The sequence below is a fragment of the Nocardioides sp. genome, assembly GCF_044226765.1.
Lineage (GTDB): Bacteria > Actinomycetota > Actinomycetes > Propionibacteriales > Nocardioidaceae > Nocardioides.
The window spans coordinates 878,735-892,451 of the sequence record NZ_JBGAGJ010000001.1 but is presented as its reverse complement, the minus strand read 5'-3'; the positions used below and the strand labels follow the sequence as shown (position 1 = coordinate 892,451).

Annotated in this window: 15 protein-coding genes; 3 read left to right on the top strand and 12 right to left on the bottom strand. The window is 71.3% G+C overall.

Translation table 11 applies throughout. The annotated features are described in order from the left end of the window. Positions 1 to 36 precede the first annotated feature (36 nt). From fusA to ACILRH_RS04250, 7 genes are all read right to left on the bottom strand, one after another. Positions 37 to 2,148, bottom strand: coding sequence for an elongation factor G (fusA, locus tag ACILRH_RS04280; RefSeq protein ID WP_395691043.1), 2,112 nt, complete (start codon positions 2,146 to 2,148; stop codon positions 37 to 39). Positions 2,149 to 2,251: 103 nt separating this feature from the next. Further along, complete coding sequence (gene rpsG / locus ACILRH_RS04275) at positions 2,252 to 2,722, bottom strand: 30S ribosomal protein S7 (protein ID WP_395691042.1); 471 nt, start codon at positions 2,720 to 2,722, stop codon at positions 2,252 to 2,254. Position 2,723: 1 nt separating this feature from the next. Beyond that, the gene (gene rpsL / locus ACILRH_RS04270; RefSeq protein ID WP_011757353.1) at positions 2,724 to 3,098 is read right to left on the bottom strand and encodes a 30S ribosomal protein S12; all 375 of its coding nucleotides are present in this window, start codon (positions 3,096 to 3,098) and stop codon (positions 2,724 to 2,726) included. Between the two features lie 134 nt (positions 3,099 to 3,232). Beyond that, positions 3,233 to 4,627 carry an MFS transporter gene (locus tag ACILRH_RS04265; protein ID WP_395691209.1) on the bottom strand — a complete coding sequence of 465 codons (1,395 nt, stop codon included), beginning with the start codon at positions 4,625 to 4,627 and terminating at the stop codon, positions 3,233 to 3,235. After that, positions 4,624 to 5,076, bottom strand: a complete 453-nt coding sequence (locus tag ACILRH_RS04260; RefSeq protein WP_395691040.1) for a MarR family winged helix-turn-helix transcriptional regulator — start codon at positions 5,074 to 5,076, stop codon at positions 4,624 to 4,626. The genes ACILRH_RS04265 and ACILRH_RS04260 overlap by 4 nt, the downstream gene beginning before the upstream one ends. A gap of 87 nt (positions 5,077 to 5,163) precedes the next feature. Continuing rightward, positions 5,164 to 5,850, bottom strand: a complete 687-nt coding sequence (locus tag ACILRH_RS04255) for a hypothetical protein (RefSeq protein WP_395691039.1) — start codon at positions 5,848 to 5,850, stop codon at positions 5,164 to 5,166. 72 nt (positions 5,851 to 5,922) lie between these two features. After that, on the bottom strand, positions 5,923 to 7,389 hold the full coding sequence (locus ACILRH_RS04250; RefSeq protein WP_395691037.1) for an NCS2 family permease: 1,467 nt from the start codon (positions 7,387 to 7,389) through the stop codon (positions 5,923 to 5,925). A 36-nt stretch (positions 7,390 to 7,425) separates the two neighbouring features. On the opposite strand from ACILRH_RS04250, the gene ACILRH_RS04245 reads away from it, so the two are divergent. After that, positions 7,426 to 7,716: a DUF2530 domain-containing protein gene (locus tag ACILRH_RS04245; RefSeq protein WP_395691035.1), complete on the top strand. Its 291-nt coding sequence runs from the start codon at positions 7,426 to 7,428 to the stop codon at positions 7,714 to 7,716. 6 nt (positions 7,717 to 7,722) lie between these two features. On the opposite strand, the gene ACILRH_RS04240 is transcribed toward ACILRH_RS04245, so the two are convergent. Next, the gene (locus tag ACILRH_RS04240; protein ID WP_395691033.1) at positions 7,723 to 8,511 is read right to left on the bottom strand and encodes a DUF3027 domain-containing protein; all 789 of its coding nucleotides are present in this window, start codon (positions 8,509 to 8,511) and stop codon (positions 7,723 to 7,725) included. Positions 8,512 to 8,569: 58 nt separating this feature from the next. Between ACILRH_RS04240 and ACILRH_RS04235 the strand changes: the two genes are divergently transcribed. Further along, positions 8,570 to 9,925 (top strand): MFS transporter, encoded by a 1,356-nt coding sequence (locus ACILRH_RS04235; protein WP_395691031.1) that lies wholly within the window; start codon positions 8,570 to 8,572, stop codon positions 9,923 to 9,925. A gap of 21 nt (positions 9,926 to 9,946) precedes the next feature. Here the strand turns inward: ACILRH_RS04235 and ACILRH_RS04230 are convergent, their stop codons facing one another. Together ACILRH_RS04230 and ACILRH_RS04225 are read right to left on the bottom strand one after the other, a co-directional pair. After that, positions 9,947 to 10,345 carry a cold-shock protein gene (locus tag ACILRH_RS04230; RefSeq protein WP_395691030.1) on the bottom strand — a complete coding sequence of 133 codons (399 nt, stop codon included), beginning with the start codon at positions 10,343 to 10,345 and terminating at the stop codon, positions 9,947 to 9,949. Between the two features lie 55 nt (positions 10,346 to 10,400). Continuing rightward, complete coding sequence (locus ACILRH_RS04225; protein WP_395691029.1) at positions 10,401 to 11,819, bottom strand: HAD family hydrolase; 1,419 nt, start codon at positions 11,817 to 11,819, stop codon at positions 10,401 to 10,403. A 148-nt stretch (positions 11,820 to 11,967) separates the two neighbouring features. Here ACILRH_RS04225 and ACILRH_RS04220 point away from each other — a divergent pair, with 148 nt between their 5' ends. Continuing rightward, positions 11,968 to 12,561: a hypothetical protein gene (locus ACILRH_RS04220; RefSeq protein ID WP_395691027.1), complete on the top strand. Its 594-nt coding sequence runs from the start codon at positions 11,968 to 11,970 to the stop codon at positions 12,559 to 12,561. Between the two features lie 13 nt (positions 12,562 to 12,574). Here ACILRH_RS04220 and ACILRH_RS04215 read toward each other — a convergent pair whose 3' ends face one another. Both ACILRH_RS04215 and ACILRH_RS04210 read right to left on the bottom strand, forming a co-directional pair. After that, positions 12,575 to 12,877, bottom strand: coding sequence for a hypothetical protein (locus tag ACILRH_RS04215; RefSeq protein ID WP_395691025.1), 303 nt, complete (start codon positions 12,875 to 12,877; stop codon positions 12,575 to 12,577). Positions 12,878 to 12,886: 9 nt separating this feature from the next. Then, positions 12,887 to 13,687 (bottom strand): aldo/keto reductase, encoded by an 801-nt coding sequence (locus ACILRH_RS04210; protein ID WP_395691023.1) that lies wholly within the window; start codon positions 13,685 to 13,687, stop codon positions 12,887 to 12,889. Positions 13,688 to 13,717 lie beyond the last annotated feature (30 nt).

The following is a 13,717-nucleotide window of genomic DNA, read 5'->3' as shown; positions in this document are numbered from 1 at the left end:
GTACTGGCTGGATGGTGCTGAGGATCCTGCGGGCGACTACTCGCCACGGACCTTCTTGATGATCTCGTCGGCGATGCCCTGGGGGACCTCGGCGTACGAGTCGAACTCCATCGAGTACGAAGCCTGGCCGGAGGTCTTCGACCTCAGGTCGCCAACGTACCCGAACATCTCGGACAGCGGCACGAGGGCGTTGATGACCATGTCACCGTGACGCTCCTCCTGTGCCTGGATCTGGCCGCGCCGGCTGTTGATGTCGCCGATGACCGTGCCGAGGAAGTTCTCCGGCGTGGTCACCTCCACGGCGAACATCGGCTCGAGCAGCACCGGCTTGGCCTGGCGGGCGGCCTCCTTGAAGGCCTGGTTGCCGGCGATCTTGAAGGCGAGCTCGGACGAGTCGACGTCGTGGTAGGCGCCGTCCTCGAGCGAGACCTTGACGTCGACCATCGGGTAGCCGGCGAGCACGCCGAACTCCATGGCCTCCTGGGCGCCCTGGTCGACCGACGGGATGTACTCACGCGGCACGCGGCCACCGGTCACGTTGTTGACGAACTCGTAGCCCGCCCCCGTGCCGGTCTCCTCGTCGATGCTGGGCTCGATCGAGATGACGACCTTCGCGAACTGACCCGAACCACCGGTCTGCTTCTTGTGGGTGTAGCTGTGGCTGTCCACCTTGCGGCGGATGGTCTCGCGGTAGGCCACCTGCGGCTTGCCGACGGTCGCCTCGACGCGGAACTCGCGCTTCATCCGGTCGACCAGGATCTCCAGGTGGAGTTCGCCCATGCCGGCGATGATCGTCTGGCCGGTCTCCTCGTCGGACTTGACCGTGAAGGTCGGGTCCTCGTCGGAGAGGCGCTGGATCGCCGTGCCGAGCTTCTCCTGGTCGCTCTTCGTCTTGGGCTCGATCGCGACCTCGATCACCGGGGCCGGGAACGTCATCGACTCGAGCACGACCTGGTTCTGCGGGTCGCAGAGCGTGTGGCCGGTCTTGGTGTCCTTCAGGCCCATGACGGCGACGATCTGGCCGGCGCCGACCGACGCGATCTCCTCACGCTTGTTGGCGTGCATCTGGTAGACCTTGCCGATCCGCTCCTTGCGGCCGTTGACCGAGTTGACCACGGTCGAGCCGGCCTCGAGCTTGCCCGAGTAGACCCGGACGTAGATCAGCTTGCCGAGGTGCGGGTCCGAGGCGATCTTGTAGGCCAGGCCGGAGAACGGCTCGTCGTCGGACGGCTTGCGGGAGATCGCGGTCTCCTCGTCGCCCGGCTTGTGGCCGATGATCGCGTCGATGTCCAGCGGCGACGGCAGGTACTTGACCACGGCGTCGAGCAGGGGCTGCACGCCCTTGTTCTTGAACGCGGTCCCGCACAGCACCGGGTTGAGCTTGTCGGCGAGGGTGGCGCGACGGATCGCGTCCTCGATCTCCTCCACGGAGAGGTCCTCGCCCTCGAGGTACTTCTCCATGATGGCGTCGTCGGCCTCGGCGAGCGTCTCGAGCAGCTTCTCGCGGTACTCCGCGGCCTGCTCGGCGAGCTCGGCGGGGATCTCCTCGACCTCGTAGTCCTCGCCCATCTTGGTCTCGCCGCGCCAGGTGAGCGCGCGCATGCCGACCAGGTCGACGACCCCGAGGAAGTCGGACTCGGCGCCGATCGGCAGCTGGAGGACCAGCGGGGTGGAGTTGAGGCGCTCGACCATCATGTCCACGCAGCGGAAGAAGTCCGCGCCGGTGCGGTCCAGCTTGTTGACGAAGCACATCCGCGGCACGGAGTACTTGTTGGCCTGTCGCCACACCGTCATGGTCTGCGGCTCGACGCCGGCGACGCCGTCGAACACCGCGACCGCGCCGTCGAGGACGCGCAGCGAGCGCTCGACCTCGGCGGTGAAGTCCACGTGCCCGGGGGTGTCGATGATGTTGATCTGGTGGTTCTTCCACCAGCAGGTCGTCGCGGCCGACGTGATCGTGATGCCGCGCTCCTGCTCCTGCTCCATCCAGTCCATCGTGGCGGCGCCCTCGTGGACCTCACCGATCTTGTAGGTGATGCCGGTGTAGAAGAGGATGCGCTCGGTGGTGGTGGTCTTGCCGGCGTCGATGTGCGCCATGATGCCGATGTTGCGGACCTTGTTGAGGTCCGTGGTGATGTCGACAGCCACTGTTGTCAGCGTTCCTTAGAAAGAAGTTTCGGTGATGGGGCCGGAGTCGTCGCGCCCCTGCGGACGGCGACCACCGTGGTGGGCGGTCGCCGGCCGCGACCAGTCACCAGCGGTAGTGGGCGAAGGCCTTGTTGGACTCGGCCATCTTGTGGGTGTCCTCGCGCTTCTTCACCGCGGCACCGAGGCCGTTGGAGGCGTCGAGGATCTCGTTCATCAGGCGCTCGGACATCGTCTTCTCGCGGCGGTCCTGGGCGTAGCCGACCAGCCAGCGCAGCGCGAGCGTGGTGCCGCGGGTGCCCTTGACCTCGATCGGGACCTGGTAGGTCGCGCCGCCGACGCGGCGGGACTTGACCTCGATCGCCGGCTTGACGTTGTCGAGCGCACGCTTCAGCGTGACGACCGGGTCGGTGCCGGTCTTCTCGCGGCAGCCCTCGAGCGCGGTGTAGACGATGCGCTGGGCGACCTGCTTCTTGCCGTCCTGCAGCACCTTGGAGACGAGCTGGGAGACCAGCTGCGACCCGTAGACCGGGTCGACGTCGATCGGCCGCTTCGGGGCCGGACCCTTGCGCGGCATGTCAGCTCTTCTCCTTCTTGGCGCCGTAGCGGCTGCGGGCCTGCTTGCGGTTCTTCACGCCCTGGGTGTCGAGCGTGCCGCGGATGATCTTGTAGCGGACACCGGGGAGGTCCTTCACCCGGCCGCCGCGGACGAGCACGATCGAGTGCTCCTGGAGGTTGTGACCGACGCCCGGGATGTACGCCGTGACCTCGACGCCGCTGGACAGGCGCACACGGGCGACCTTGCGCAGGGCGGAGTTCGGCTTCTTCGGGGTGGTGGTGTAGACGCGCGTGCAGACGCCTCGGCGCTGCGGCGAGCCCTTCAGGGCAGGCGTCTTGTTCTTCGACACCTTGTCCTGGCGGCCCTTGCGGACCAGCTGCTGAATGGTGGGCACCGGGTGGTTCCCCTTCTGTTCGACTCTCAGTACGAGCGCTCTGCCCGCACGGTTGTCCTGCTCCGTGTCCGGGAGATGCTGCCCCCACCCTCGTTGCTCGCCCCCGAGGTCGGGCGTGTCGCCCTTCCCACGCCTCAGCGAGATCCGCTCACGGTCTCGCTGAGGGGCAGCTGCGTGCCGGAGCCGGGAGCTTGTCCTTCCGGCTGCCTCCGGGCACGCGCAACGGTCTGGTCGTCCCAGACACGAGGAACAAGGCTACCCGCGGGCCCAACCGCATGCAAAACGCTGCGGGCACCACCGCGGAGCCGTGCGAGGACGGCGAGCGCCAAGAGTACCCCCGCGATCGTCAGCGCGCCGCCGATCACCAGGCTCCAGCGGGCGCCGAGGTGCTGCCCGATCCACCCGATCACGGGCGAGCCGAGCGGGGTGCCGCCCATCACGATCGTCATGTAGAGCGCCATCACCCGCCCGCGCAGCGCCGGGTCGGACTCCAGCTGGATCGTGGCGTTCGCCGAGTTCAGCAAGGTGAGCGTGCAGAAGCCGATGACGGGGCAGAACAGCGCGAACGCCAGGTACGTCGGCAGCAGTCCGGCCACGATCTCGGCCGCGCCGAAGCCCACGGCGGCCCCCACCAGCAGGCGGAGCCGGATCCGGACCCGGCGGGCCGCCATCAGTGCCCCGGTGAGCGACCCGACGGCCATCGCCGAGCCGAGGATCCCGAACTCGCCGGCCCCCTTGCCGAACACCTCGGTCGCCATCAGGGCGGAGGTGATCTGGAAGTTCATCCCGAAGGTGCCCGCGAAGAACACCATCACCAGGATCATCACCATCTTGGGCTGGCTGCGGACGTAGCGGACACCCTCCAGCAGCGCGCCCGGTGCCCGGTCCCGCGGCTCCGGGGTGCGGAGCAGGGAGGTGTCCATCCGCTGCAGCTGCGCGATCACCGCGCCGTAGGAGGCCGCGTTGAGCAGGATGACCCAGCCGGCCGCGACCACTCCCCCGCCCAGCGCGCCGATCATCAGGCCGGCCAGCGCCGGGCCGAGGATGCGCGCGGCGTTGAAGCTGGCGGAGTTCAGGCCGACCGCGTTGGTGAGGTCGTCCTGCCCCACCATCTCCGACACGAACGACTGCCGCGCCGGGCCGTCGAAGGCCGCGCCCACGCCGAACAGCACCGCGATCACGTACACCTGCCAGGTCGAGACGATCCCGAGGACGGCGATCACCGCCAGGACCAGCGAGGTCAGCGCCATCGTCGCCTGGGTCACCTGCAGGAGGCGACGCTTGGGGAACCGGTCGGCCACCACGCCGGCGTACGGGCTCAGCAGCAGCACCGGCAGGAACTGCAGGCCGGTGGTGATGCCGAGCTCGGTGCCGCTGTTGCCGGGCAGCTGCAGCACCAGCCAGTCCTGGGCGACGCGTTGCATCCAGGTGCCGGTGTTCGAGACGACGCTGCCGGCCAGGTAGAGGCGGTAGTTCGGGTTGTGGAGGGCGCGGAACGTGGGGCTCGTGAGGTATCGGTCCTTGGTCAGTCGAGGTGGGAGAGGCGTTCGAGGATCGGCGCGGCCTGCCGGAGGACCGCACGCTCGTCGGGCGTGAGCTCACGCAGCCGCTGGGCGAGCCAGGCGGTACGACGGTCGCGGTCGGCCAGCAGCCGGGCCCGGCCGGTGTCGGACAGCTCGACCACGACCTGGCGGCGGTCGGTGGGGTGCGGGCGGCGGACGACGTCGCCGCTGCCCTCGAGGCAGTTGACGGTGCGGGTCATCGACGGGGGCTGCACCCGCTCGGCCGCGGCGAGCTCCCCGATCGTGAGCGCTCCGCCGTGCCGGTAGAGGCAGCCGAGCACGGCCATCTGGCCCAGGCTCAGCTCGTTGTCGGGGTGGCGCTCGGTGGCCAGGCGCCGGCGCAGCCGCATCACGCTGAGCCGGAGCTCGGAGGCGAGTCCGGCGTCGGTGCGGGCGACCTTCTCCACGGTGGGCATGATGTTTAGCGTAACTCATTACCCATGCTAAGCATTCCTGGGTCAAGACCGGCCGCCGGCTCTCCTACGCCGCGACCGGTGCCGCGGTCACCACCAGCGGACGCAGGGCTTGAGCTTGGACTCCCAGGAGTCGGAGTCGCCGCGCTTGGTCGGGTAGACGACCACGTCGCCGTCGACCTTGAAGCACAACGGCGCCTTGACCTCCGAGGGGCCGCCGTACGCATGACCCCACGCCAGCGGCTTGAGGTACTCGTTGTCGTAGTGGACGACGGTCGTGCTGTTGTACTGCGTGCGGGAACCGGAGCGGCCGACGTACTCGGTCTTGCGGTAGGCCAGCCGCGACCGGTCGCAGCTCTGCGAGGCGCTCACCCCGACGCCCCACGGCGCCGAGACCGAGATCCCGACATCGGTGGAGCAGGTCGAGGACGACCACGACTGGGTGAGCTCCATCTTGTGGACGGGCTTGTACATCTGGGGCCCGGTGATGCACTTGGGGTAGCTGCGCAGGGTGAACGCCGGGTGGACGACCCGGCGGTCGCGGTAGAACGCCGACCACCGGGTGTCGTACTCGATGCGGAACTTGTAGGTGCCCGACACCGACACCACCAGACAGCGGTGCAGCGTCTTGAAGTAGCGCATCTTCGTCGCACTGAAGTGGCGGCTGTAGGAGCCCTCCTTCGGCCCGTCGGCAAGCGCTGGGGCCGGCGTCAGGATCCCGACCATCGCGACCAGACCTGCCACCAGCACCGCCACCGACCGCGTCCGAGCACCCACGTCACATCTCCCCGAGATCGCCTCATCCTGTGGTTCGGTGCTACCCCGGGGGCACCCGGCCGAAACTCCGGGTCAGGTGAGCCAGTCGGTGACCGGGCTGATGCAGAAGAACAGCAGGAAGGCGGCCGCGACGCCCCACAGCAGCGGGTGCACCTGGGAGGCCTTGCCGCGGGCGACCTTGATCAGCACGTAGGCGATGAAGCCGGCGCCGATCCCGACCGAGATCGAGTAGGTGAACGGCATCAGCACGATGGTCAGGAACGCCGGGATGGCGACCTCCAGGTCGTCCCAGTCGATGCCCTTGACCTGCTGCATCATCAAGAAGCCGACCAGGACCAGGGCCGGGACCGCCGCCTCGGACGGGATGATCGCGACGATCGGCGTGAAGAAGATCGCGAGCAGGAAGAGGGCTCCGGTGACCACAGAGGCCAGGCCCGTGCGCGCACCCTCGCCGACGCCCGACGCGGACTCGATGTAGGAGGTGTTGGAGGAGACCCCGGCGGCACCGCCCGCCGACGCGGCCAGGGAGTCGACGATGAGGATGCGCTTGGTGTTGGGCGGGGTGCCGTCCTCCTGGAGCAGGCCGGCCTCGGCGCCGATCGCGGTCATCGTGCCCATCGTGTCGAAGAAGTCGGCGAGCATCAGGGTGAAGATGAGCAGCAGCGAGGTGACCACGCCGACGCTCTCGAAGGACCCCAGCAGGTTGAAGTCACCGAGGGTGCCGAAGTCGGGCTTGGAGACGATCTTGTCGGGCCAGGCGGGGACGTTGAGGCCCCAGCCCTTCGGGTTGTCGACGCTGGAGCCCGCGCCGACGATCGCCTCGACCACGATCGCGAGCAGCGTCGTGGCGGCGATCGAGATCAGGATCGCGCCCTTGACGTGGCGCACCCACAGCACGATGACCAGGGCGAGCCCGAAGGCGAAGACCAGCACCGGCCACCCGGCGAGCTGCCCGGTCTGCCCGAGCTGCACCGGCACGGTGGTGTTCGCCGCGTCGGGGATCCGCCGCACGAAGCCGGCGTCGACGAAGCCGATGAGTGCGATGAACAGGCCGATGCCGACCGAGATCGCGACCTTGAGCTGCGCGGGCACCGCATGGAAGACCGCCTGCCGGAAGCCCGTCAGGACGAGCACCAGGATGACCAGTCCCTCGATCACGACCAGCCCCATGGCGTCCGCCCAGGTCATCTGGCCAGCGATGGAGTAGGCCACGAAGGCGTTGAGACCGAGCCCGGTGGCCAGTGCGAGGGGGTAGTTGGCCACGACGCCCATCAGGATCGTCATCACGCCGGCGACCAGCGCCGTGCCCGCGGCGATCGCCACGAACCCGTTGTCACCACCGAGGTGCTTGCCGTCGACGTCGACCGCCCCGGACAGGATGATCGGGTTCAGCACGATGATGTAGGCCATCGTGAAGAACGTGACGAACCCGCCGCGGACCTCGCGCGAGACGGTCGAGCCACGCTCGGTGATCTTGAAGTAACGGTCGATGCCGCTGCGCGGGGCAGCCGTCGTCAGGTCGCTCACGGGCGGCAGCATCCCAGATCGGTCCGGGTGTCGACTAGCGTGTCCACCGTGGATCCGCACGAGGGGCAGCCGATGACCCACGAGGTCGGCAACCGCACCTTCTTCGTGGCCGACGTCGAGCCGCTGGACGTCGACGGCGTCCGGACCGTCGAGGTCGGCACGGCGGCCTGGCTGGTCGCCTTCGTGGCGCTGCTGCCGTTCTACGGCCGCCTGGAGGAGTCGGGCAACCTGTGGTGGCTGTGGACCTGCCTGGCCGGCTTCGGCTTCGGCCTGCTCGGGCTGGAGTACTGCCGCCGGCGCCGCAACCGTCGGACCGTGCTCGCGGATCCGGAGGTCTGAGCAGCGCTAGGCGGTGACGAACCCGTCGACGGTCAGGGTGTCGAAGACGTGGTCGGGCAGCGGCTGGGGCTCGTGCTTCTTGGCCAGCCGCACCTCGCTGTGGGCGCCGCAGCCGTGGTCGAGCGACACGACCCGCCCGTCGTCGTTGGCGTCACCGTTCGCGCACACGCCGAAGCTCTCCGCGAGCGGGCCGGCGATGCGCAGCAGGAACCCGCAGGTCGTGCAGGAGTCCGGGGCCGACCGGGCCAGCGGGCCGTCCGGCCCACCGTCCCCGTCGTACCACCGCTGGGCGGCGAGGTCGCGACCCTCGCGCGAGAGAGTGCGGACCCGTCCGAGGCCGAGGTCACCCGCGACCGAGCGGACCTGCGCCTTGTCGTCGGCGTCGAGCGGGTCGTCGCCGAACGAGTACGTCGGGACCAGGCGCGGGTCGTCGTCGGCGACCGGGAGCAGGTCTCCGGGCGACAGGTCACCGGGCTTGATCCGCTCGCGGTAGGGCACCCACGGCGGGGCGACGATCGCCTCCTCGCCCGGCACCAGCACGACCTCGTCGACGGTGACCTGCTTCTGGCGGGACGCGCGGGCCACGGTCACCGACCACCGCCAGCCGACGTAGCCGGCCCGCTCGCAGGCGAAGAGGTGGGTGACGACCCGGTCGCCCTCGACCACGTGACCCAGGTGCTCGCCGACGTCCGCGCCGCCGACGTCGGCCACCAGGGCGGCCCGGGCGACGTCGACGGCCGCGACGGCGGCCGAGTCGGGCTTGGGGCGCAGGGTGGGGGTCACGCGCGAAATCATCGCGCATCGGCCCTGTCGCTGTCAGGTCGGGTGGCCTCCTCCGGGGCAGGATGGGGTCATGGCCGACCTGCCCGACCCCGCGACGCCCGGAGGGTCCCGGGTCTCGCGCGGGCTCGGGGCGACGGCCCGGGCGACCCGCCGCGCGGGCAGCTTCACCATGCGCACGGCACGACGCGCCGCGGAGGCCGAGGGCGCCGGGGAGTCCGGCCTGGCCCGGCTCATCCAGATGCACTTCTTCAACACCGCCGGCGACGCGGCCGTGGCGATCGCACTGGCGGGCACGCTGTTCTTCACCGTGCCCTCCGGCGAGGCGCGCGGCCAGGTGGCGCTCTTCCTCGGGCTGACGATGCTGCCGTTCGCGATCGTGGCCCCGCTGATCGGCCCGTTCCTCGACCGCTTCGCCCACGGCCGCCGGTGGGCGATCGGGGCGACCATGGCGGTCCGCGCGTTCCTGTGCTGGGTGCTGGCCGGGGCGGTCGTCTCGGACTCGGTCTGGATCTTCCCCGCCGCGCTGGGGGTGCTGGTCGGGTCCAAGGCGTACGGCGTCACGCGGGCCGCCGCCGTGCCCCGCCTGCTCCCCGACGACTTCACCCTGGTCAAGGCCAACGGCCGGGTGTCCATGGCAGGCATGGTCGGCGTCGCGGTGTCCGCACCACTGGCCGGCCTCGCCTCGCTGGCCGGGCCGGAGTGGGTGCTGCGCTACGCCTTCCTGCTCTTCGTCGCGGCGACGATCGGCGCGGTCCGACTGCCGCCGCGGGTCGACTCCAGCGCCGGCGAGGGTGACCTGCTGCTGCGCCGCGAGGCGGTGGCCACCGCGCGGACGGGCAGCGTGCGCATCCCCCCGGCGGTCGCCTACGCCCTGCGCGCCAACTGCGGCCCGCGCTGGATGTCGGGCTTCCTCATCATGTTCATGGCGTTCCAGCTGCGGCAGAACCCGATCGACGGGTGGAGCACGGAGCTGCTGACCGCGCTCGTGGTCGGCGGGGCGGCGACCGGCAACTTCCTCGGCGTCGTCGCGGCCTCGGTGCTCAAGCAGATCAACCCCGCGATCACGGTGTCGGCGGTGCTGGTCGCCGACGTGGCGGTCGTGCTGTTCGGGTTCCTGCTCTACGGGGTGCTGGCGCTCGCCCTGCTCGGCCTGGTGGCCGGGCTCGGCCAGGCGCTGGCGAAGTTCTCCCTCGACGCCACCATCCAGCGCGACGTGCCACACCGCGTGCAGGCCAGCGCGTTCGCGCGCAGCGACACGACCCTGCAGCTGGCCTGGGTGATCGGCGGCTTCGTCGGCATCGCGATGCCGATCGACCCGCCGCGGCTCGGCCTCGCGGTCGCGACGGTCGTGCTCACCGCCTGGGGCGTGTTCGTGCTGCTGCGGCACCCGCGCCGGATGCGGCAGCGGGTGCCGACCGGCAACTGACGGCCGGCCGTCCGGTCGGGGTCAGGAGTGGTCGAGCTCGTCGGCCAGCCCGCGCAGGAGCTTGGCGACCGGCCGTGCCGTGGCGCGGTCGGGGTGTCGGCCGTGGCGGTAGGACTCGCCGATGCCGTCGAGGAGCCGGATCAGGTCCTCGACGATGGTCGCCATCTCGTCGGGCTTGCGTCGCTTGGCGTCGCGCTGGTTGCGCGCGACCGACTGCGGCCGGTCGAGGACCCGCACCTGCAGGGCCTGGTCGCCGCGACGGCCCTGGGCGATGCCGAACTCGACGCGGGTCCCGGCCTTGAGCGTCGTCGTGCCCTCGGGGAGGGCCTCGGAGTGGACGTAGACGTCCGGTCCGTCCTCCTGCGACAGGAACCCGAAGCCCTTGTCGGCGTCGAACCACTTCACCTTGCCAGTGGGCACGGGACTTCCTCTTCCTGCGCGGGGGATCTGCTCCGGGACGAGCCGGGCATCAAGCCTATAGCGCCTCGTTCATCGAGCCCGAACGGAATCCGCGAGGATCCACCTCGGCGGCGTCGAAGCCCGCTGCCCGGACGCCCTCGAGCAGGGCGGCCTCCAGCGCGGGGTCCAGCGGCAGCAGCGCGGCGTCGACCTCGACCGAGGCCCGGCCGCCGAGGTCGCGGACGCGCAGGTTCGTCAGCCCGGCCCCGGCCAGGGCAGCACGCGCGGCGGCCTCCGCGCGCTCGACCCGGCCGAGCCGGTACGGCGTCACCTCGACGCCGTAGGCGACCCGGGACGACAGGCAGGCGGCTGCCGGCTTGTCCCAGGTGGGCAGCCCCCAGCGGCGTGACGCCTCGCGCACCTGCTCCTTGGTCAGGCCCGCGTCGCGCAGCGGCGTGATCGCGCCGCGCTCGGCGGCCGCCCGGATGCCGGGCCGGAAGCCGGCGACCGCGTCGTCGGCGTTCGTGCCGGTCGCGACGTGCGCCAGCCCGCGCTCCGCGGCGAGCGGGCCGAGCACGTCGAGGAGCTCGGCCTTGCAGAAGTAGCAGCGGTCGGCGCCGTTGGCCCGGTAGCCCTCGCGCTCCATCTCGTGGGTCCGCGGCGTCAGCACCTCGACCCCGAGCGACGCGGCGAACGCGCGGGCGGGGTCGCGCTCGACCTGGGGCAGCGAGTGGGAGTAGCCGGTCGCCGCGGCCACCCGGTCCGGGCCGAGCGCCCGCACCGCGGCGGCCAGCAGGAACGCGCTGTCGGCGCCGCCGCTGTAGGCGACGAGCACCGAGCCGCGCTCACGCAGGTCCGCCTCCAGCGCGTCCAGCCGCAACCCGAGGACGTGCTCGTCGAGCCAGGCCGGGAACGCGCCGAGGTCGTCGAGCACGACGTGCGTCCCGGCGGCCAGCAGCTCCTCGCGCGTGCAGCCGCCCGTCAGCACCGAGACGCTCAGCGCGCCCGCGGCCAGGGCGCCCTCGACGTCGTGGACGTGGTCGCCGACGTACACGGTCGCGCCCTCGCGACGCAGCACGTCGGCCTTGCCGACGCCCCACACCCAGCCCTCGAGGTGGTCGACGTCGAAGCCGAGGTGGTCGAGGTGCAGCTGGGCGTTGGGGGCGTACTTCCCGGTGACGACGATCGTGCGGCCACCGTGCCGGCGCACGGCGGCCAGCGCGTCGTGTGCACCGTCGAACGCCGGGGTGCCGGTGATGGCGTGGTCGGGGTAGAGCGCGCGGAACCGGTCGCCGGCCGCCGCGATCGCCTCGGCCTCGAGGTAGGGCTCGAGCAGCAGGTCGAGGGGCGGCCCGAGCCGGGCGGTCATCTCCTCGACCGGGAACTCGACCCCGAGCTCGGCGCCGAGGGCGGCCAGCACGTCGCGGAACCCGGGGGCGGTGTCGATCAGCGTCATGTCGAGGTCGAACCCGACGACCAGGGGCGCTGCGTGCATGCCCCCCACCTTAAGGACGGGCGGGTGGGGCGGCGACGGGTGCGGTGGTGGACCGGGGCGGTCGGTGCTTGACTGGCGCGACCTCCGTCAGGAGCGCTCCGGCAGCGGGAGCACGACTCGGGACCTGGCGTCGACGCAAGGACTGGCCATGGCCCACTCACCCACCACTCCACAGCCCCGCACCCGCCGGTCGGCGTACGCCGTCGTCGCGGCCGCCCTCGTCTTGGCGGTCGGGGTCGGGGGCGCCGGCTACGCCGCCGGCCTGGTCACCGGCGCCGACATCAAGGACGGCACCATCACCGCGGCCGACGTGCGCAACGGCTCGCTCGCCTACGCCGACCTGCAGCCGAGCGCCGTCCAGCGGGTCCGGCCGTCGGCCTACACCACCACCCACAGCGAGGGGACCGCGCTGACCGAGGCGCCGGTCGCCGTCGTCACCCTCACCCTGCCGCCGGGGCGCTACACGGTGTCGGCCACGGGCAACGTCTTCCTCACGGGAGAGGGCGCCGGCGACGCCCAGTGCTACGTGCAGGCGAAGCGGTCGCTCGGGAACGGCGGTGGAGCCACCACGGTCCCTGCCGGAAGCACCTACGCGACGCTGGGCACCGAGGCGGTCATCAACCTGTCGGGGCGCCGGAAGGTCGCGCTGTCCTGCACGGGGTCGGCCGCCGGCATCTCCCAGGTGCTGATGACCGCCGTCCAGGTCAGCACCGTCTACGTGGACGGCGTGCCGAACAGCTGACGCCGCCGGTCGGTCACCGGCGCTGCATCTCCCACGCGAGCTCGATGGCGCGTCGGACGGCGTCGGCGTCGGCGTGGTCGAGGTAGGCCTCGACCTTGTGGTGGGCCTCCATGCGCGGCGGGACGCCGAAGGTGTCGGGGAACTCCTCCAGCAGCTGCTCGCGCCGGCCCAGCGGCACCCGGACCACGACCGTGGTCGGGTCGGCGAGGCGGACGACGAGCCGGTCGTCGACGTACCACGCCGGTCGTGCCGCGGTGCCCTTGCGGCGCACGCCCGGCAGCGACTCCGCGTGGCGGCCGACCTCCTCCGGGGTCATCGCAGGACCCTAGGCGCGCGGACCGCCCAGGGCGTCCAGGGCCGCCATGTCCTCACCGGTGAGCTCGAAGCCGGCGACGTCGGCGTTGGACCGGATCCGCTCGGGGTGGGTGGACTTGGGGATCACCACGACCCCGTGCTGCAGGTGCCACCGCACGATGACCTGGGCCGGAGTGCGCTCGAGGCGGTCGGCGATCGCGGCGATCGCGGGGTGCTCGAGCGTGCCACCGCGCAGGGCGCTGTAGCCCTCGAGGACCACTCCGCGCTCGCGGTGGGCAGCGAGCACGTCGGCGTCGAAGAGCAGCGGGCTCCACTCGACCTGGTTGACGGCCGGGGTGACCCCGGTCGCCGCGGTGACCTCGTCGACGAGGCGGGTGTCGAAGTTGCTGACCCCGATCTCGCGGGCCAGGCCGGCCTCCTGGGCCTCCACGAAGGCGCGCCAGATGTCGGTGTTGGCCGACCCGTCACCGGGCCAGTGGATCAGCCAAAGGTCGACGTGGTCGGTCCGCAGCATCTCCAGGCTCTGCCGCAGCGTCTCGAGCTCGCGGCCGGCGCGGTTGGGCGGGAACTTGGTGGTGAGGAAGACGTCCTCGCGGGCGACGCCGCTCTCGGCCAGCGCCCGGCCCACCTCCGCCTCGTTGCCGTAGACGGTGGCGGTGTCGAGGTGGCGGTAGCCGGAGTCGAGCGCGGCGGTGGTGGCCCGCACGGCGTCCTCGTCGGTGATCTGCCAGGTGCCGAAGCCCAGGAGCGGCATCGCGGAGCCGCCCGGCAGGACGGCGCTGTCGATCGGGACGGCAGGAGACTCGGTCATGTCCTCGAGACTAGGCAGGCGGTGCCAGCG

Coding starts and splice junctions, on each gene's coding strand:
- rpsG (WP_395691042.1), bottom strand. CDS start 2,722: ATGCCGCGCAAGGGTCCGGCCCCGAAGCGGCCGATCGACGTCGACCCG.
- ACILRH_RS04260 (WP_395691040.1), bottom strand. CDS start 5,076: ATGCCCACCGTGGAGAAGGTCGCCCGCACCGACGCCGGACTCGCCTCC.
- ACILRH_RS04250 (WP_395691037.1), bottom strand. CDS start 7,389: ATGCTGCCGCCCGTGAGCGACCTGACGACGGCTGCCCCGCGCAGCGGC.
- ACILRH_RS04240 (WP_395691033.1), bottom strand. CDS start 8,511: ATGATTTCGCGCGTGACCCCCACCCTGCGCCCCAAGCCCGACTCGGCC.
- ACILRH_RS04235 (WP_395691031.1), top strand. CDS start 8,570: ATGGCCGACCTGCCCGACCCCGCGACGCCCGGAGGGTCCCGGGTCTCG.
- ACILRH_RS04225 (WP_395691029.1), bottom strand. CDS start 11,819: ATGCACGCAGCGCCCCTGGTCGTCGGGTTCGACCTCGACATGACGCTG.
- ACILRH_RS04220 (WP_395691027.1), top strand. CDS start 11,968: ATGGCCCACTCACCCACCACTCCACAGCCCCGCACCCGCCGGTCGGCG.
- ACILRH_RS04215 (WP_395691025.1), bottom strand. CDS start 12,877: ATGACCCCGGAGGAGGTCGGCCGCCACGCGGAGTCGCTGCCGGGCGTG.
- ACILRH_RS04210 (WP_395691023.1), bottom strand. CDS start 13,687: ATGACCGAGTCTCCTGCCGTCCCGATCGACAGCGCCGTCCTGCCGGGC.